General features: G+C 47.8%; 14 protein-coding genes. 5 read left to right on the top strand and 9 right to left on the bottom strand.

The window, feature by feature from the left end; translation table 11 throughout:
* Window positions 1-74 precede the first annotated feature (74 nt).
* Both LKD70_RS06815 and LKD70_RS06810 read right to left on the bottom strand, forming a co-directional pair.
* Window positions 75-1,487 (bottom strand): cohesin domain-containing protein, encoded by a 1,413-nt coding sequence (locus LKD70_RS06815; RefSeq protein ID WP_227707287.1) that lies wholly within the window; start codon window positions 1,485-1,487, stop codon window positions 75-77.
* Between the two features lie 168 nt (window positions 1,488-1,655).
* Complete coding sequence (locus tag LKD70_RS06810; RefSeq protein ID WP_227707286.1) at window positions 1,656-3,029, bottom strand: LCP family protein; 1,374 nt, start codon at window positions 3,027-3,029, stop codon at window positions 1,656-1,658.
* Window positions 3,030-3,213: 184 nt separating this feature from the next.
* Here LKD70_RS06810 and LKD70_RS06805 point away from each other — a divergent pair, with 184 nt between their 5' ends.
* The 5 genes from LKD70_RS06805 to LKD70_RS06785 all read left to right on the top strand — a co-directional run bounded on the left by LKD70_RS06805 (window position 3,214) and on the right by LKD70_RS06785 (window position 10,361).
* The gene (locus tag LKD70_RS06805) at window positions 3,214-4,200 is read left to right on the top strand and encodes a glycosyltransferase family 2 protein (RefSeq protein ID WP_227707285.1); all 987 of its coding nucleotides are present in this window, start codon (window positions 3,214-3,216) and stop codon (window positions 4,198-4,200) included.
* An 81-nt stretch (window positions 4,201-4,281) separates the two neighbouring features.
* Window positions 4,282-6,045 carry an NTP transferase domain-containing protein gene (locus tag LKD70_RS06800; RefSeq protein WP_227707284.1) on the top strand — a complete coding sequence of 588 codons (1,764 nt, stop codon included), beginning with the start codon at window positions 4,282-4,284 and terminating at the stop codon, window positions 6,043-6,045.
* A gap of 10 nt (window positions 6,046-6,055) precedes the next feature.
* Complete coding sequence (locus LKD70_RS06795) at window positions 6,056-6,814, top strand: phosphocholine cytidylyltransferase family protein (protein WP_227707283.1); 759 nt, start codon at window positions 6,056-6,058, stop codon at window positions 6,812-6,814.
* Entirely contained in the window at window positions 6,811-8,346 is a 1,536-nt protein-coding gene (locus LKD70_RS06790) for a BCCT family transporter (RefSeq protein ID WP_227707282.1), read from the top strand. Before LKD70_RS06795 ends, LKD70_RS06790 begins: the two co-directional genes overlap by 4 nt.
* 170 nt (window positions 8,347-8,516) lie before the next feature.
* The gene (locus tag LKD70_RS06785; RefSeq protein WP_227707281.1) at window positions 8,517-10,361 is read left to right on the top strand and encodes a hypothetical protein; all 1,845 of its coding nucleotides are present in this window, start codon (window positions 8,517-8,519) and stop codon (window positions 10,359-10,361) included.
* Between the two features lie 176 nt (window positions 10,362-10,537).
* Here the strand turns inward: LKD70_RS06785 and LKD70_RS06780 are convergent, their stop codons facing one another.
* From LKD70_RS06780 to LKD70_RS06750, 7 genes are all read right to left on the bottom strand, one after another.
* A complete protein-coding gene (locus LKD70_RS06780; RefSeq protein ID WP_407690921.1) occupies window positions 10,538-10,777 on the bottom strand; it encodes an acyl carrier protein in 240 nt (79 codons plus the stop codon).
* Between the two features lie 127 nt (window positions 10,778-10,904).
* Window positions 10,905-12,497 carry a sodium:solute symporter family protein gene (locus tag LKD70_RS06775; protein WP_227707279.1) on the bottom strand — a complete coding sequence of 531 codons (1,593 nt, stop codon included), beginning with the start codon at window positions 12,495-12,497 and terminating at the stop codon, window positions 10,905-10,907.
* Window positions 12,498-12,606: 109 nt separating this feature from the next.
* A complete protein-coding gene (locus LKD70_RS06770; RefSeq protein WP_227707278.1) occupies window positions 12,607-14,121 on the bottom strand; it encodes an amino acid adenylation domain-containing protein in 1,515 nt (504 codons plus the stop codon).
* Window positions 14,122-14,150: 29 nt separating this feature from the next.
* Window positions 14,151-15,122 (bottom strand): hypothetical protein, encoded by a 972-nt coding sequence (locus LKD70_RS06765; RefSeq protein WP_227707277.1) that lies wholly within the window; start codon window positions 15,120-15,122, stop codon window positions 14,151-14,153.
* Complete coding sequence (locus tag LKD70_RS06760; protein ID WP_227707276.1) at window positions 15,109-16,617, bottom strand: MBOAT family O-acyltransferase; 1,509 nt, start codon at window positions 16,615-16,617, stop codon at window positions 15,109-15,111. The genes LKD70_RS06765 and LKD70_RS06760 overlap by 14 nt, the downstream gene beginning before the upstream one ends.
* Window positions 16,618-16,738: 121 nt before the next feature.
* The gene (locus LKD70_RS06755) at window positions 16,739-17,569 is read right to left on the bottom strand and encodes a hypothetical protein (protein ID WP_227707275.1); all 831 of its coding nucleotides are present in this window, start codon (window positions 17,567-17,569) and stop codon (window positions 16,739-16,741) included.
* Between the two features lie 22 nt (window positions 17,570-17,591).
* On the bottom strand, window positions 17,592-19,619 hold the full coding sequence (locus LKD70_RS06750) for a transglutaminase domain-containing protein (protein WP_227707274.1): 2,028 nt from the start codon (window positions 19,617-19,619) through the stop codon (window positions 17,592-17,594).
* Window positions 19,620-19,725 lie beyond the last annotated feature (106 nt).

Here is a 19,725-nt window from a genome sequence, read left to right as displayed (position 1 = left end):
AGACAGCTGTCACGTGGCTTCTGCTTCCGCTTTTCCAGTGCTCTCTGTCTCTCTGTCTTTCCGGAACTGTAAATTTACAGATCTACGAAATCAATATTATAGTCGTCATCGTCGGAAGACTTTTTCTGCTTTTTTCCTCTGTCCCGGTCTTCCTCCTCTTCATCGTCATAATCATCATCATAGTCGTCATCATAATCATCGTCGTAGTCATCATCATCATAGTCATCGTCATAATCATCGCTGTAGTCGTCATCATTGTCCGGCAGCGGCACTGATTTTTCCGATTTTTTTGATGAAGCCGATGTATCCTCATCGTCGTACGGGATATCATATTCATCATAAAGATCATCCAGTTCCTGATTGCGATGCACAAGTTTTACAGCAAAGATAATCATCAGAATGAGGAGAATCAGAATAATCACAACCAGGATCACAAGAACAATCATAATGTGTTCCCCGATAAAGGATCCCAGCGCGCCCGGAAGCGCAATGCCGGAGGACTCTTCTTCTGTCTGATCAGGGACTTCGAAGTACTGGTATGTTCCGTCCTCCGTATCATACTGATATAAGCCTTCTGTTCCTGTTCTCGTATTCAGCGCGTGGATAATATAATATCTTTCCGACACTGTCGGATCAGACCATACCGGAAACTGCTGATCCTCAACCGTAAGTTCCGACTGCTGATAGTTTTCCGGAAGCGATACCTCGCTCGCATCACTCAGCGGTATGATCGCTGTCGTATCTGATATATTCAGCAGGACATACGGAGAAAATGTCGCATTTTCCGAATTGTAAAGGAAAAAGCTTCCCGTTCCCGCGCTGTCCACAAGGTAGCCGAGCGTCACACCCGCCTCATTAGAAACAAATTTTCTGTCCGCCCCGTTAAAGTTCACGGTTGTCTCAGAGAACCCCTCCGGGATATCTGCCGTTGTAAACGCTTCAGAAAAATTGTAGTCAGTTCCGTTTACCGAAACTACAACATCCGTCGTCTCTCCCGCTGCACCGGAAGTTTCTGCTGCATCAGACGGTTCCGCCGTTGTGCTTCCGTCCGCAGCCGCTTCAATCGTAATCGCTGAGGAACCGAGCTCCAGATTCAGTTCCTCTCCGGAAGAAACAGCTGCCGTATAGCCTGTAACCGAAATCGCTGCGGTTCCCATTGAAAGAGCCCTGAACTGTGCTGTCACACGCAGTTCGGCACTGCTGCCTGATCCGCTGTAGGTAAGCGTTCCGGATCCGTCAGCCGTAAAACCGTCTCCGCTCACAAACTCCAGCACTGCCGGATCATAGTTCATTGTCACGCTCACATCTCCGACCGTCTCTCCGGTGCTCGACTGCACTACAAGATCAACGCTCACGTTTTCTCCTACCTGTGTAGAAGGATCCGAAAACATCAGAACGCCCTCGGCTGCAAACGCCACCGATCCGAACATCGGAACCATAAGGCATACCGCCAGAATCACTCCCGCCAATCTCTTAAATACTTTCATGTGAATACCTCTTTTTGTGTTTAATTATTTACTGCTGCAGGTCCACAGCCGGACCTGCCGCTCACCCTCTCTATATCATACACGCTTTGCGGCAAAAAGTCCAGAATAATTACATATTCCGGCACAGTCCGCGCAACCGCAGGACAGCGTTTCCCTTGCCGGATTCTTTTACCACTCTGTCCCCGGATCCATTCCGGTACCCGGATCTGTCGTTCCGCCTCCCGACTGACCGGTTCCGTCCCCGGTATCCGTCCATCCATCCCCGGTTCCGCCTCCGCCGCTGTCGACATAATTTCCGTTCTCATCATAATAACCTCCCCCGGAAGAGCCATCATCATACGAATCGCCCTCATAGGTTCCGTCGCTGTATGTCTCATCATAATATGCGGTACCATCGTCATAGTAGGTCTCGTCATAAGTCTCCTCTGTATCTGACGAGGATGCAAGTGCTGAACTCACCGTGTATGCGATATTGTCATTTACAGTATATACGGTAGACGACGGAGTATACCCGGTCGTCCCATACAGAAATTCATGAAGCTTCGTCACATTTGAAACCAGATCATCCGGAATTACCACACTTCCCAGCTCTGCAAGAGTTTCCATGTAATTGTCCTGCGGGAATCCCATATTTCCGACAAGCGTATACTCGCTGTATGCTGATGCATAATAAAGGATTTCCGACAGAGTAAAGCTTGTGGACACCTGGGGAAATACTTTATCGATAATTTCGTTTAACGTAGCCAGGTCCGCACTCTTTGCCTTTTCAAACATTTTCTCGATCACATGGCGCTGCCGTTCTGTTCTGGTAAAGTCTCCCCCCGCTGTGGAGCGGATTCTTGCATATGTAGTTGCCTGCACTCCGTCCAGAGTATGAAGTCCGGGAGTTCCTATAAAATAGGACTGTTTTCCCGCCGACTGGGCCGTCTCAGTCAGATACTGGTTCAGATAAGGCAGCTCCTCCTCTGTCAGCTCAATCTCAACGCCTCCCAGCAGGTCGATTGCATCGGCAATCGCTCCGAAATCCACTGTCACGTAATCCTGTATGTCAAGGTCCAGATTCATGTTCAGCATATTGATCGCCAGAACCGGTCCGCCATAGCTGTAAGCACCGTTGCACTTCTGATAAGTTCCTTCCGACAGATCAAGAAGTGTATCACGGTAAACAGAGACAAGTTTGATTTCCTTCGTCTCATTATTTAAGCTTGCCACGATAATACAGTCTGTCCTGTTTCCTTCTCCGAGACTTCCGTCTCTTGAGTCCACGCCAAAGATCGCTACATTTGTGTATCCTTCGCCCAGATCCACATTTTTATTCTCCCGCACTTCCTGGTTGATAATAATATCTTCCGCGCTGATATTATTCGTGTCAATCTTATCCCACTTGGAAGCCACATAAAAAACTGCTGTCCCCACCAGTACGGCCAGAACCGCGGCAAGACATATGAGCACGATCTGAATCGGCTTCAGCCGCCTTGCTTTCCGGCTGCGCGCTCTTCGTCCCCGCCTTCTGTTTTGTCTTCTTCTGTTTTTTGCTGACATCTTTTCCACCTGTTCTCAGAAATAATCTCTTACACGTTCTCCATAGTACAACAATCTCCGACAGGATTCAAGTATTTTAGCCTCTGGTTTTATTCAGGCTTCACACAATTTACACTTTTTCATTACAAAACCTTTATATTTATATCGATATAATAGGCAATATATAGTAAAAAGGAGGGCATCTATGAAAGGAAACGACCTGGTCAGTATTATCATTCCCGTATATAATGCAGAACCCCATTTAAGGAAATGTCTCCAGTCCGCAGTGAATCAGACATACCCCCACCTTGAAATTATCGTTGTCAACGACGGCTCTTCAGACAAGTCAGAACAGATCTGCAGAGAGTTTCAGGCAAACGACAGACGCATCTGCTTTATTAATAAGGAAAACGGAGGTGTTTCTTCCGCGAGAAACGAAGCGCTCAACACAGCCTCCGGAAAATATATCGCGTTTATTGATTCTGATGATTATGTGTCAGAGCATTATATCGAGATTCTTCTGAAAACGCTCACTCAACACAGAGCTGATATTGCAGAATGCGGAGCATGGATCGAAAACGAGACTACCGGTGAACGAAGGGAAATGTATCCCCGTTTTCTGTCCGAAGATGGAAATATCCGCATCGCTTCTTCTTTCTGCCGGAATGAAGGGCTCAGCGATTTTCTCTGGAACAAGCTGTTCCGCGCAGAGCTTTTTGACTCAGTCCGCTTTTCCGACTTCCGGTGCAGCGAAGATTTTGAGCTTCTGTGCCATATTCTTCTCAAAACAGAGCGGGCGGTGTCTGTCCATACTCCGCTCTACTGTTATGTCCGACACACCTCCAGTACGGGAATGGAAATCTTTTCCGAAAAAAAGCTGGACGCGGTCAGAGCCCGCCAGGAGGTTTTCCGGTACTACCGCTCTATCGGCAGAGAGATTCTCGCATCCATGGTAGCTGTACAGATCCTCTCCCAGGTCATTATTCTTTATGCTCAGATCGCGGGCAGCCAGGATAGCAGCAGCAAAAAGTACAAGACATATCTTATCGATATTTTCAGAAATTACTATTCTTCCGCTCTGGCTGAAAAGCACTCTCTCAAAAAAGATCTTTTCCGCAGAATAAAATACAAAAGCTTTCTCATTGCCCCGGACTGTTTTTCCAAAATCTGGGGCAATCCCCGATTTTTCTAAAATACTTTCCGAAATCCATTGACACATTCCTGAGATGACATTATAATCTAGTTGTTCATAAAAATAACAAGGAGATTAATCATGAACATTCAGGAATGTGATATTTTGAACGCACTCATGTCATTTCCCTATACAACTCAGCGGGACTTGTCTGAAAAATCCGGACACTCGCTTGGCATCGTAAACCGTTCGCTCAAATCGCTTGCCGCCGGAGGATATCTGGACGGCAGTTTAAAGCCTACTCCGTCTGCCATATCGGAAACGAAGCGTCTCTCCCCGCAGAATGCCGTGATACTTGCGGCCGGTTACGGGATGCGCATGGTTCCCATCAATATGGAGACGCCGAAAGGGCTTCTTGAAATACACGGCGAGCCATTGATCGAGCGGATCATACGCCAGCTTCATGAGGCAGGCATCCGGGAAATCTATATTGTTGTCGGATTCATGAAGGAGCACTACGAATACCTGATTGACCTTTACGGCGTTGATCTGATCGTAAACACCCAGTATGCCTCTAAAAACAATCTGTACTCCCTCTGGCTCGCAGCCGGGCATCTGTCAAACACTTACATCGTTCCGTGCGACATCTGGTGCGCTGCCAGTCCTTTCAGAACCCACGAGCTCTATTCCTGGTATATGGTCAGCGAATCTCCGGAGCGCGGAAGCTCTGTCCGCGTCAACCGGAAGTCAGAACTCGTCACGGTATCTGACAGCGAACCCGGAAACGCCATGCTGGGAATCAGCTATATCACGGCTGATGACGCCCCCGGCATCCGCAGACGTCTGAAACACTGCGTCTCAGATTCCAGATACGATCACTCTTTCTGGGAGGAAGCTCTGTACCTAAAAGACAGGATGACAGTGGCAGCCAGAGTTGTTCCTGCAAAGGCCGCAGTGGAGATCAATACTTACGAACAGCTCCGGGAGCTTGACAGCCATTCCAGCCAGCTTAAGTCTGATGCGGTTATGACTGCGGCTCAGGCACTTGGAGTTTCCATGAAAGAAATCCGGGAGATTACAATTCTGAAAAAAGGAATGACAAACCGATCTTTCCTCTTCGTCTGCAAAGGGAAAAAATACATCATGCGTATTCCGGGCGAGGGTACGGACCGTCTGATCAGCCGGAAACAGGAAGCGCAGGTATACAGTGCAGTCAGTGGAAGGCATATCTGCGACGATATTGTATACATGAATCCAGACAACGGTTATAAAATCACCGAATTTCTGGAAGGCGCCCGCGTCTGTGATCCGAAGAATCCGGAAGAAGTCCGAATGTGTTTTTCAAAGCTCCGCGGCTTTCACGAAATGAAGCTGAAAGTCGACCACCGGTTTGACCTTTTCGGAGAGATTGATTTTTATGAAGAACTTTGGGACGGAACCCCTTCCGCATACAAGGATTACCAAAAGACAAAAAAGGAGGTCTTTGCTCTTAAGACCTATATTGATTCTCTCCATCCGGAAGAATCCCTCACGCATATCGACGCGGTTCCCGACAACTTTCTGTTCTTCCCGGATTCCGAAGGGAAAGAAAAAGTAAGGCTTATCGACTGGGAATATGCCGGGATGCAGGATCCTCATGTGGATATCGCAATGTTCTGTATCTACTCTTTCTACAGCAGGGAACAGATCGACCAGGCTGTTGACTTTTATTTCGGCGGGAACTGCCCCGCTCCGGTGCGGCTCAAAATCTACTGCTACATCGCCGTCTGCGGCCTGCTGTGGAGCAACTGGTGTGAATACAAGCGGAAGCTGGGCGTAGACTTCGGGGAATATTCCCTGAGGCAGTACCGGTATGCGAAAGAATATTATAAGATTGTCCGGACGGAACTGGACAGAGAAAGCTGAGGAAACAACTATGCACACAGTAAAAAGGGCAGTCATCATGGCTGCAGGAATCGGAAACAGAATGTGCCCTGTCACACTCACGACAGCGAAGCCGCTGATCAAAGTCAACGGAAAGCGCATGATCGATACCGTAATTCATGCGCTTCACGCAAACGGAATCCGGGAGATCTACGTGGTGGCAGGTTATTTAAAAGAACAGTTTTACAGTCTGGAAAAAGAATATCCCGGACTTTCCGTTATCGAGAACCCGTATTACGACACATGCAACAACATCTCCTCCCTCTATGTGGCGAGAGATCTGATCGGGGATACCATCATCCTCGACGGCGACCAGATCATTTACAATCCGGAAATTCTGGATCCCCGCTTTGAGCGTTCCGGCTACAACTGTATCTGGACAGACACGGATACAGACGAATGGCTTCTCACCGTACACGGCGGGATTGTAACATCCTGCAGCCGCACAGGCGGCAGAAACGGATGGCAGCTTTTCAGCATCTCCCGCTGGACAGAAGCGGATGGCAAACAGCTTAAGGCGCATCTGGAATATGAGTTTGAAACAAAAATGAACCGGCAGATCTACTGGGATGACGTAGCGCTGTTCTGTCATCCGGAAGACTACCGCCTCGGCATCCGTGAAATGAAGCCCGGCGATGTCATTGAGATCGACAGCATCGCCGAACTGGCCCGGACAGACGAAAGTTATAAAGTTTTTCTTGCTCAGAGCAATCGCAGAGCCCGTCTCAAAGAAGGAGGATTATCAAAATGAACAGGAAACCGACTCAAAGCAAAGAAACCGGAAATCAGATCGACTGGATGATCACACTTGTGCCGCTTCTTATTATTGTGGCACTGTGCATTCTCTTTTTCTGCTTTCCTCAGCGTTCCAATGAAGTGGTAAGCCAGATCCGTTTCTTTCTGGGTGATACCTTCGGAACATACTATCTCGCAATCGGACTTGGTGTTTTTCTTTTTTCCATATATATAGCATTCTCTAAATATGGGGACATCGTACTTGGAGGGCAGGAGGAAAAGCCAAAGTACTCCTTTTTCACATGGGGGTCTATGATGTTTACCGCGGGACTTGCGGCTGACATCCTGTTTTACTCCTTCTCAGAGTGGATTCTGTATGCAACTGATCCGCATATCGAAGAGCTCGGAAGCATTCAGGACTGGGCCAGCGTGTATCCGGTATTTCACTGGAGCCTGATCCCCTGGGGATTCTATCTTGTGCTCGCCGTTGCCTTTGGCTTTATGCTGCATGTCCGCAAAAGAGACCGCCAGAAATACTCGGAGGCCTGCCGTCCCATTTTAGGGAAATACACTGACGGTATTCTCGGACGGCTGATCGATCTGCTGGCTGTCTTCGCTCTTCTGGCCGGCACCGCGACGACATTCAGTCTGGCGACCCCTCTGATGGCAGATGTAATCAATGAACTTTTTCACGCAAGCATTGATTCCACTCTGCTGACAATCGTAATTCTGATTGTCACCTGTATTGTATACACGTATTCACTTCTGCACGGGTTCAAGGGAATCAGTATTCTGGCGAAGTCCTGCGTCTATCTGTTCTTTGCCCTGCTTGCCTTTGTACTCCTGTTCGGCGGAGAAGCGAGGTACATTATTGAAACCGGATTTTCCTCCCTTGGAAGAATGGTACAGAATTTCTTCGAGCTTGCGACATACACAGACCCTCAGCGCACAACCTCCTTCCCGCAGAACTGGACGATTTTTTACTGGGCATACTGGATGGTATGGTGCGTAGCCGCTCCGTTCTTTATCGGCAATATTTCCCGGGGACGAACCGTCCGCCAGACCATTCTCGGAGGCTACGTCTTTGGTGTTGGCTCCACAGTCATCAGCTTTATCATACTGGGCAACTACTCTATGGGAAGGCAGCTTTCCGGCGCAGCTGATTTTATCAGCATATACCAGAATGACGGAGATCTGTACGGCGCCATTATCGCCATTATCCGCACCCTGCCATGCGCGCCGCTTGTTCTTGTACTGCTCCTCGTCACAATGATTGCTTTTTACGCGACTTCGTTTGACTCCATCGCGCTGATCGGCTCCTGCTACAGCTATCACAGGCTGGGAGAGAACGAAATGCCGCACCGGCTGGTACAGCTGATGTGGTGTATCCTGCTCATCCTGCTTCCGATTGCACTTGTCTTTTCCGACAGCTCCATGAGCAACCTGCAGTCGGTAAGCATCATCGCCGCCTTTCCGATTGCGCTTGTCATTGTACTGATTTCCGCAAGCTTTATAAAAGACGCCGGAAAATTTTTAAAAGAGAAATAATAACAGAGTGTTTTGTTTTACATCCCCCTTACAAAAATTTTCAGAATTAAGGAGAAATTTTAACACAAATTAATTGTGGAACTTGTCTAAAAATACTTGTAGTCTTCTATTTATTTTTGTATAATAGGTTTCAAGAGGATTTACAAATTATTGTAAAGGAGGAAAATTTTATGCGAAAACTCAAACTTTATTTATCAGTGCTCTCTGGGGCGGCACTGATCGTTTCTTCTGGCGCGGTTGTTTGCGCGGAAGAAGCTGCCGGCGCTGATACAGCGGACAGCGCTGTCGTTGTTACAGATGACACAACAGCTCCTGAAACAGAGACTCCTGAGACAGAAGTTCCCGAGACAGAAGTTCCCGAGACGGAAGTTCCCGAAACAGAGACTCCTGAGACGGAAGTTCCCGAAACAGAGACTCCTGAGACGGAAGTTCCCGAAACAGAGGTTCCCGAGACGGAAGTTCCCGAAACAGAGGTTCCCGAGACGGAAGTTCCTGAAACAGAAGTTCCCGAAACAGAGACTCCTGAGACAGAAGTTCCCGAAACAGAGGGCGGACTTGTTTATTCAAACGAAGCGGGCGCAAAGGATACCTCTGAATCCGAAGGAAACTGGGAAATTAAGGACGGCAAATGGGTATTCAAACTGACAAGCGGCGAGTACATAGCTGACGACATCTGGGAAATCGACGGAACGCCATATGCTTTTGATGAGAACGGATACATGGTAACAGGATGGTATTTCTCAGATCTGTATGACGGATGGTATTATTTCAACGGCAACGGCTCCATGCATGTGGGCTGGCGCTATGACAGCGGATACGGCGCATGGTTCTATTTTGACGAAGGTTATGATTACGGCGAAATGTACGCCGACGGTATGTATTTGATCAACGGCGAGTGGTATGCTTTCAACTCCGGCGGATACATGGTAACAGGATGGTATGCTGATGAATATGTTTACACGGATGAGGAAGGCACTGAAGTGAACGCTGTCGACTGGTACTGGTTCAACGGCGACGGCTCCATGTACGACGGCGGATGGCTGGCCTACGGCGGCTCCTGGTATTACCTTGATCCCTGGACCGGAATTATGGCTTCCGACACATCTATCTACATCGATGGTAAGGATTATAAGTTCGACGCCTCCGGAAAAATGTTAACCGGCGGATGGCATTATGAAGACGATACATGGTACTACCTGAACGCAGACGGAAGCGCCTACGAAGGATGGCTGTATGAAGGCGGTTCATGGTATTACCTGGCAAAATACAGCGGCTCCATGTACAGCAACGGCGCTTACACAATTGACGGAACCCGTTATCTGTTCAACGCTTCCGGCCGAATGGTTACAGGTGGATGGTACTATGCGACATATACCACTACAGACGGCAATGGAAATACTGTTCAGAACGGCGTATGGTATTACGCAAACTCTAACGGAACCGTTTATAAAGGATGGCTGTATGAAGGCGGTTCATGGTACTACTTATATGAGGATGGTTCCATGGCGTCTGACGGCATTGCGGTCATTGACGGAACAACCTACGCATTCAATGCCTCCGGAAAAATGGTAACCGGCTGGTATTATGACCCCTACAGCTGGACAGATGAGGACGGAACTGTTTATGAAGACGGTACATGGTACTACTTCAACGCAGGCGGCTCCCTGGCAAAAGGCTGGGTATACGCAAACGGCTGGTATTATCTGGACAGAATTAGCGGTGCTATGTATGAAGACCTTACATCCTATATCGACGGAAAGCTCTATACATTTAACGCATCCGGACTTATGCTGACAGGCTGGCAGAAACTGTACGGTGACGAATGGTATCACTTCAGCACAAGCGGCGCCGGAACAACAGGCTGGGTATTAAGCGGCGGAAAATGGTACTACTGCAATCAGGGATATATGTATTATGACGGATACTACTATATTCCGAGCGATAGCAAATACGCAGAGTTCGATGCAAATGGTGTATGGCTTGGCTACAGCCCGGCACCGGCAGTGGCAGAATAATTTTTCTGATATCTGACAGATTTTCTGACATACTCATGGGGCGCTGTTTCGAATCCTGACAGCGTCCCTGAATATAAGATTTAAAAAGCGGACATACCGCACGCAGATTTTCCTTCGTGCGGTATGTCCGCTTTTTTATCTGTTTTCTTTCTTTTGCATTTCTTTTGTACGACGCATTACTCTCCGCCCAGTCTCTGGATCATTTCCCACATGGCCTGTGCAGAGTTAAAATTATCCGGTATAATCTCCGCCGGCGTAACCGACACTCCGAACTCATCCTCTATCTCACTTACAATCGAAAGGATGGCAAAGGAATCAAGAATCCCATCGTCAATCAGCGTTGTACAGTTCTCATAGTCCGCATCCGGCTGGATATCTTCCAAAATTTCCAGTAATTTTTCCATAATTTTTCTCACTTTCGTATTATATTATATCTTTTCTGTTCATTCTAGCATTTTTTCAAAATTTCCTCAAGATTTCTCTCTGCAAAAATACACGATTTGAAGCATGCTTCCCCTTGTAGACTGACGCCAGACGTGGCGGTTAGCCCGTTACATATTTCAGGTAAGGGAATACCCACCAGATCAGAAGAATCAAAACAACCACAGCCCCCAATCCCAATGAGCATTTCATCCAGATAAATGTTTTCTTTATCTCCTTTGGTTTCTTCTCTGAATCAGGAACAACAAAAAGTTCTTCACGGGCGGCCTTTTCCTCTTCCGTCACCCGGGTCAGCGCCGAGACGATCACCATCGCTGCCACATTACATACAATTCCGACAATACTCGGATCAAGGTAGACAGGAAGAGCAATTCCCATAAGGCTTGTATAGAGCTTCAATCCGAAGCAGCCCAGTGTTCCGAACAGCATACCGCAGAACGCGCCTGCCTTCGTAACCCGTTTGCTGAATATGGAAGCAACCGCTACCGGCATCCATGCGCTTGCTGCAACCGCGCCTCCAAGGAACATAATCCAGAAAATCGAGGGCGGATTAAACACAGCCAGCGCAAATACAACCGCGCTTACAATCACCATCGCGATTCGCCCAACCGACACTGACCGCTTTCCGCGCACCGTCATCATATCATTTGCCACTGACGCTCCTATCAGCGACAGGAAAGTTGTGGCTGAGGATATCCCGGCCGAAAGCACTCCCGTAAGCAGTATCACTCCGGCGAGAACCGGCATCATATTCATGGCCGCCCATATCATAACCTGTGAAGAATCTTCCATATTCGGATTCACAACAATCACAATCACAGCAGCCATTCCAACAAGGAACTCAAGAATAAAAACGCCAAAAGCGGATATCGGCGCAGACCGTATTACTGTGTGTTCATCTTTTGCCATTAAATAGCGGCTGGACTGCCATGGGCCTACCATACATACAGACATCCATACAATGCCGTAGTTCAGCCCCCATACCATATTCTGAATACCCGTATCATAAAGCGGCCCCGGCTTTCCGCTCCAAGAAAGGAGCTGAGCCGTATCCGGGGATGAAGACAGCACATGGATTGATTCAAACCAGCCTCCCGCACTGTTCGCAATAAACAGAACCGCTATAACCAGGGCCGCCGTAAATACTCCCGACATAATCGTGTCCGTAATCAGCACACCCCTTGATCCTGACATGACAGTAATCAGGGTAAAGGCAAGCAGTGCCAGGCCGATACACACATTATAGTCAACCCGCGTCACGATATGCATCAGTGTTCCTATTCCCTGCATAACAGAAAGCAGATACACACTCATCATAATAATTGCCGTCAGTGCGGAAAGTGCTCTCATCCTGTCTGAGCAAAACCGTTTTCCAAAAAATTCCGGTATGGTCAGCACCTTGCTCCTTCTTAAATACCGTCCGAAAAAAATCGCTCCGATAATATATCCCGCCGACTGCATTCCTGCAAACAGTATAATGGAAGAGAACACACCGTCGTAACACTGAGCCGCATCTCCCATAAACATTCCCGTGCTTGTATATGATGCAATCATGGAGCCGGCAATCAAAAGAACCGGCGCTCTTCTTCCGGCCACATAAAAATCATTGGCATCCTTCACCTGGCGGCTGACCAGAGCTCCTATCACTACATAGGCAATCATGGCGATGCACATTCCGATAAAGTAGATATTCATTTCTTCTTATCCTCCTGTTCCCCGCCAAGTTCTTTTTTCAGCCAGGCATACGACATTACGCTTGCCACAGTCAGCCACAGTCCGATGAAAACTGCAATTGCTATCTCCATCATTTATTTCCCCTTCCCATTTCCTTTAACCGCTGCCTGTCTATCTTTCCGTTCAGATTAAAAGGCATCTCTTCCAGATGAATCCTCTTGTTTGGCAGCATGTATACCGGAAGCATCTCTTTCAGACGCTCCATAACATATTTTCCATCAGCCGTGCCTGTATAGTACATTATAATCCGCGAGCTCTGCTGGTCATAGATACAGCAGTTTGACTCCACACCTTTTACCGAGGATACCGCCGTCTCAATCTCCCCGAGTTCAATCCTGTGTCCCATATGCTTAATCTGGAAGTCCTTTCTGGACACATACACAAACTCACCATATTCATTTACATATGCCAGGTCGCCGGTTCTGTAAATCGTCTCCGGACAGCAGTGGTTCAGGGGATTCTGGACAAAGGCTTCTCTTGTCTTTTCCTCATCATGATAATAGCCATATGAAATCCCGCTTCCTCTTACGCATATCTCGCCGATCTCGCCATCCTTTGGCGGTCTGTCCTCCTCATCAAGCAAAAAGACATCCATATTCGCGCACGCTTCCCCCATCGGCAGTCTTTCAGAATTTTCAAACTTCCGGTTCACTTCATATACAGTACATGTATCTGTAACCTCTGTCGGGCCGTAAAAATTAACATATCTGCAGTCCGGATACTTTTCAATCCATTTATTAAGCTGTTTCACCGGCATAACTTCTCCGCCAAAAAACACATTGCGCAATTTTGGAAGATATGGCGACTCCAGCGCCTTAAACGCCGCGACAAGCATAAGAGCGGACGGAACCCAGAAAACCGTATTAATGTCATGATCATACAAATACTGCATCAGCATCACCGGAAATGAGAACATCTCTTTTGGCACAATATACATCGCCGCGCCGTTTTTCAACGTCTGATAAATGTCAAAAACCGACATGCTGAAGTAAAACGGTGTCTGATTTCCAAATATGAAACCGTCGTCAATATCGAACCTCTCTGTCCCCCATTCTGTAAAATCAATCAGGGCACGGTGTGAGATGATAACCCCCTTCGGCGTACCGGTAGATCCTGATGTAAACAGAACATACAGGATATCAGTATCTATTACTTTCTGAGAAACACTGTGTATTTTCTCTTCATCAACAAGCTCATTCTGAAGTTTTTCATAGACCAGAATCAGACTTTCCTTCGCAAAGCTTTCCGCCTGCTGTCTGTGGGCCTCATCCGTAACTATAACTGCCGGCTGAAGCGTATCCATAATCTTCTCTATACGCGGCAGAGGCATCTCCGTGTCCAGAGGACTGTAAAAGTTTCCTGCATATGCAGCGCCCATAAACGCTGCAATACACTGCACGCTTTTTTCAAGATAGACCGCAACCGGCTTTTTGAAAATTCCGGCCGAGATCATGCCCATAGCCACATGGTATGCCGCATTTTTCAACTCTCTGTACGTCATCTGCGTATGTTTATCCACAAACGCCGTCTTATCCGGGTACTTTTCTGCCGAATGATCTAAATATTCTGTTACGTTTCTTATCATCGTTCCCTTCCCTCCATATCAGCTTCAGATCAATAATCCTTCAGCATAATTCCAAGTATCTCAGAAAATCTCAGTGCCGCATCCCCGTTCATATGGCCGTCATAGTCCGTATAATTGATCATCTCATGCGGAAACAGGTCGTAATACTCTGTGTTAAAATTCATATATTCCACACCCTGTTCCTCAAAGAACGTCTCAAAATAGTCCCAGGCATCGCCATACTCTTCAGGATACTGATTCAGAGTTACAGCCGGGATCGGGGTCGTTACTGCCACAAATTCTATGTTTTCCTCTTTGCAGAGGTCAATCAGTCTCTCCAGGTACTCCATATTCTGAGCACTCACCTTCTCTTCGGAAAACAGCACCGGTTCCGTAAACGGAAGTGTCGTAGTGTCTACCGGATACCTCTCTACAAAACCGTTCTCATGATATTCCTGCGTATCGCTTTTAAAATCCTCAATCCCGTAGTCTCCGCCAAGCTTTTTGCTCACCGTATCCGGCAGCGATTCAATCTCATAGGAAAGCGAATATTCATACCACGGAAAAACAGCACTTCTCAGATCGCACTCGAGCACAGCGTCAAAGAAATATTCAATCTTGGCCATGGAGAATGGAAATTCATGGTAGAACAGCAGATAATTGTTTCCTTCCTCCTTCTCGGATACAAAGTAACCCGGATCGATCTCGTATATAATCCTCTTTGGCTTCTGCGTCTCCGTCAGCAATTTCGCCATATAATACACATCAATCCCGTATTCTCCTCCCACACAGAGGTTATGGCCGCTTCTCCCTGTAATCTCTCCTACCGTATCAGGATCGATATTCATCTTCCCATGGGATGTTCCCATGAAAATATCATCATGGGCCTCTGTTGTGACGGAATGGATATCATTTCTCATAAACGTGCATGGATAGAGAAGAAAATCCAGGCCCGCCAATATAACTGCAAGCAGAACAAATGCCGCAGCCGCTTTCATCACTGTCTTTTTAGAACTGCGCATAAATAAATCCTCTCACCTCCGCCGTTGATCCGAAAAATCCGATCGCCAGCAGCAAACACAGATAAACAATAAAATGCACTGCAAAATTCTGCTTTGCGATCGTCTCCCTGATTTTCACGCCCCGTTCCTGAAGGAAACTTACAATAAACACAACTACACATCCCACACAGATAATCGCAAGCGCATACGGGGTGAACGCCACTCCTTCCCTTCCTGCGGGAATCGTAAGCAGCTGTGCCGGTGTAAAGGACGTCACTGCATATCCCATCATTCGAACCGCCTGCCCGACAGTCGCCGAACAATCAAAGAACCAGCTGATATTGACAAGTATGAATGTACGAACAATCATAAATACATGATACCACCGTTCGCTGCCGCTGATTTTAAGCGTCTTCTTCCATTTCCGGTACTCGTCTGTCATCAGGCCGCTGAAGGCAATGATTACGCCATTATATATACCGTAGGCAATATATTTCCAGGCCGCGCCATGCCAGACACCGACTACGAAAAATACGACAAGGTTTGCCAGACAAATAGGAAGCCTGCGCCCCATCTTCTTGCCCAGATGTTTCTTTCCCCATCTTCCGAACCGGTTCATCCACCCGGAAAGTGACAGCGGATAGAACAGATAATCTTTCATCCACGTTCCCAGCGTGATATGCCATCTGTGCCAGAAATCAGTAATAGAAGTGGCAAAGTACGGCCTCTTGAAGTTCTCGTCCATTGTAATACCGAAGAGCTGCCCGATTCCGATCACCACATCCATTCCCCCGGAGAAGTCCGCGTAAAGCTGGACGGAATAGAACAGCACACCGAACAGAGCAAGCCCCCTGTAATAGTCGGGATATGTAAAAATCGCATCCACAAATACCGCCGCCCAGTCTGCCAGAACCATCTTCTTGAAAAATCCCCAGAGGATTCTCTCAAGTCCTCTTGCGAAACGGTTCCACTCAAACGTGCGGCTCTCATAGAGCTGTGCCGCAAGCCTGGAATGCCGTCCGATCGGCCCCTGAAGAATCTGCGGAAAGAACGAGACAAACAGTGCGTACCTGAAAGGATTTTTCTCCGCCTCTGTCCTTTTCCAGTACACATCCAGAAGATATCCCGACGACTGAAACGTATAAAACGAAATTCCAAGCGGCAGAAGAATACCGATTCCCGGAATATCCGTCTGAAATAATGCATTGATATTTTCAACAATAAAATTCGTGTATTTTACGCCGCCAAGCATGGCAAAATTCAGAACAAGGCCGGCAATAAGAATTCTTTTCGCCGCTTTCCGATCCGTTTCCATATACTTTTCAATCAGGCGCCCGCTTCCGTATGTTACGGCTGTTGAAAACAGAATAAAAAACAGATATTCCGCCCCCGCAGTCAGATAATACACATAGCTTGCTGCCAGCAGCACCGGCCACTGGCAGCGCTTCGGGACAATATAGTACACAAAAACAGACAGAGCAACAAAAAGGATAAATATATTCGATACTAAAGACATAATTCCCTCTTATAACTGCAAAAAGATGAGGATGCGGCTTTATGCGCCGCATTCTCACCGCTTTTACTCAATGTTTATTCCCTTATACTGTACTTTAATACTGACGCTGAATTTTCAGCACCTAGTTAAACAGCGCTCCATCCAGACATCCGTCTCCTCCGCCCGACGTATCAGCCGGAGGTGCTGCCTGCTGTTGCTGCTGGGCCGCTGCTGCCGCCGCCTGTGCCGCCGCTTCCGCTGCTGCCTGTTCCGCTGCTGCCTGTTCCGCTGCCGCCTGTGCTGCCGCCGCTTCCGCCGCTGCCTGCTCTGCCGCCGCCTGTTCCGCTGCCGCCTGTTCTGCCGCCGCCTGCGCTTCCGCCTCTTTCTGAGCCTTGACGGACAGCTCTGCCTCTTTCGTCTCTACCTTTTCCTCTGTCGAAACACTTGTGTAGGACAGATATGCCACATCATCTGCAAAGCAGATTTCTCCCTCGCTGATATCCTCAAACGGGAATGCATGAAGTTCCGCTGTGCTCGCATCCTCAAAAGTAAGCTGGACATCATATCCTGTGGTCATCACTTTCTGATTCGAATCAGCCGCTTCTGTCTCGGCTGCATCCGCTGCAGCTGCAGCATCTCCGCTCGCGTCCGGAGCCTTATAATAGAGTATTCTGCTCTCATCCGCCTCATACACGTCGCCGTCTGTAAGCATATTCTCCGGATATTCCGTCTCGCTCATCAGCTTAATACTGACTCCGGTGATATTTTTTCCCGTGCTGTTTTTCAGCTCCACCTGAAATGCATCTGCATCTTCCGTTCCGATAGTCTTCAGCTCTTCTTCCTCTTTTTCAGCCGTATCTTCAACAGATGCTGCCGTATCCTCTTCCCCGCCGGACTGTGAAGAACACCCTGTAACCGTCCCCATCGCGCCGATCATACATACACAGAGGGCAAGCAATAACCTTCTCTTCATCGGTATTATTCTCCTTTAGATTTTAATTCATTCTGTAATAATCTCTGTAGATCCATGTTCCGGATGCGCCGTATGTAATCTGATAACCGTTATATCCCGTTTCATGTGTAAAATCAGGGTCAAACACATAAGTCGTTCCGTTCATATCGATCTCCACCCATGAATGGGGGCCCATTCCTCCATTAAGCAGAGGTACATATCCCGTCATCTGATGGGCGTCATATCCGAGAAGCTTCGCCATATAATAGAACGTTGCCGCCATCACATAGCAGTCTCCCGAGCCGTTCTGGAAACCGTAAGTCGCGAAATACTCACTGCCCGGATCCGGTGTGTCGGAAACACTCACATACGACAGACTTGCCGACCAGTTAAACGCAGCTCTTAAATCCCAGCCGATCTGGTCAAGCACTGCAGCCGCGTATCCGTAAGCTGCACTTGCAGTACCATCTGCAGCTATATAAATACCATCAATAGTGACATTCGTTGCCATAGCTCCCCAGACGCCACCATTGGGATCATCCTTCTTATACAGGTAATAGCGCTTGCCGTCAATTGTCTGCCAGCCTGTATGCATGGAACCATCAAGTGCAAAATAATACCAGTATCCATCAATATAACCCCAGTTTATTCTCATACCGCCCCAGTCATAAAAACTGTAACGGTATCCGTTGATGTCCTTCCATTTGTCATTTACCATGATATTATTATTTTCCGGATCCATATAATACCATGTCTGGCCCACCTGGCACCAACCGGAAGCCAGGAATCCGCTTTCCGTATAATAGTAGTATCCCTCTCCGTCTACATAGTGCCAGCCGGTATACATTGCCCCGCTGGAAGTAAATATGTAATTTGTTCCGTTGATTACTTTCTCGCAGTCTGCAGCCATCCGGTTTTCGTTTTCAGGATCAAAATAATACCATTTTCCTCTGTCAAGCACCCAGCCGGTCGCGGAATCCCCATCCGGTCTGTAATAGCGCCATTCTGTTCCATTCTCAAGATACCAGCCGGTATACATCGCTCCATTCTCTTTAAAGCGATAAAGCTTTCCGCCAATTTCCTTCTCACAGTTGGATACCATGAGTCGGTCATTCTCCGGATCCAGATAATACCATACGCTGTCCAGAGAAATCCAGCCTGCTGCTTCTGCTCCGCTCCAGCCATAATATCTCCATCCGTCTTCTGACAGATACCAGCCGGTATACATCGCTCCATTTGACTTAAAGAGATATCGCTGGCCATTAATCTCCGCAGTTTCATCTGAAAGCATAAGGCCCGGATATTCCGCATTTGCCGGATCCAGATAATACCACACGTTTCCGATCCACTGCCATCCGGTCACAGCCGCACCGCTTCCATTTAAATAGTACCAGCCTTCATCTGTGAAATACCAACCGCCCGATGCCATTGCACCGCCGGAATTAAAGCAGTAAGTCGTCCCGTTAATCACATAGCTGCTGTCATCAATCATAAGTCCCGGGTACTCTGTATTCGACGGGTTCAGATAATACCATGCCCCGTTTATCCACTGCCAGCCGGTCATTTTTTCACCGTTGCTGTTATAGTAATACCAGCCTTCGTTCGCAAGATACCATCCCGGCTTATGTACATCCGGCTCTTCTTCAGGCTCTCCCTCATCCGGTATTTCTTCTGACGGATCTTCGCCATCCGGCAAATCTGTTGACGGTGGTGTTTCCGTATCGTTTCCCGTATCTGATGCATCATTTCCTGTATCCGATGCATCATCCCCTGTATCCGATGCGCCGCCATCTGTATCTGATGTATCATCTCCTGCATCCGGCGTATCAACAGGTGCTTCACCGGAAGACTCCTCAGCTGCTTCACCGTTCTCAGCTCCGCCAGCCGGTTCCTGATCCTCTTTTTCTGCATCCTCTCCTGCAGCAGTATCCGCTGTATCTGCATCCTCCGGTCCAAATTCAGCTGTTGCCTGCTGTTCTTCCGGATAGGTCTCCTCTGCAAGCACTGTCAGCGGAGACTGTATCGCCAAAGCGCCCGCAAGCAGAAGAGCTGTCTTTTTCCCTGGTCTCATATATTCTCCTCCTTTTATATCTGGGTACTCTTTTTAAAAATCCCCTTATTGTTCATTGTAACAACTATGTGCAGCAAATTCAACAGTCATTCATCTGATATTTTTT

Source organism: Ruminococcus turbiniformis (assembly GCF_020687545.1).
Lineage (GTDB): Bacteria > Bacillota > Clostridia > Lachnospirales > Lachnospiraceae > Mediterraneibacter > Mediterraneibacter turbiniformis.
Note: the sequence above shows the minus strand (reverse complement) of the source record. Positions and strands in the feature narration are given on the sequence as shown.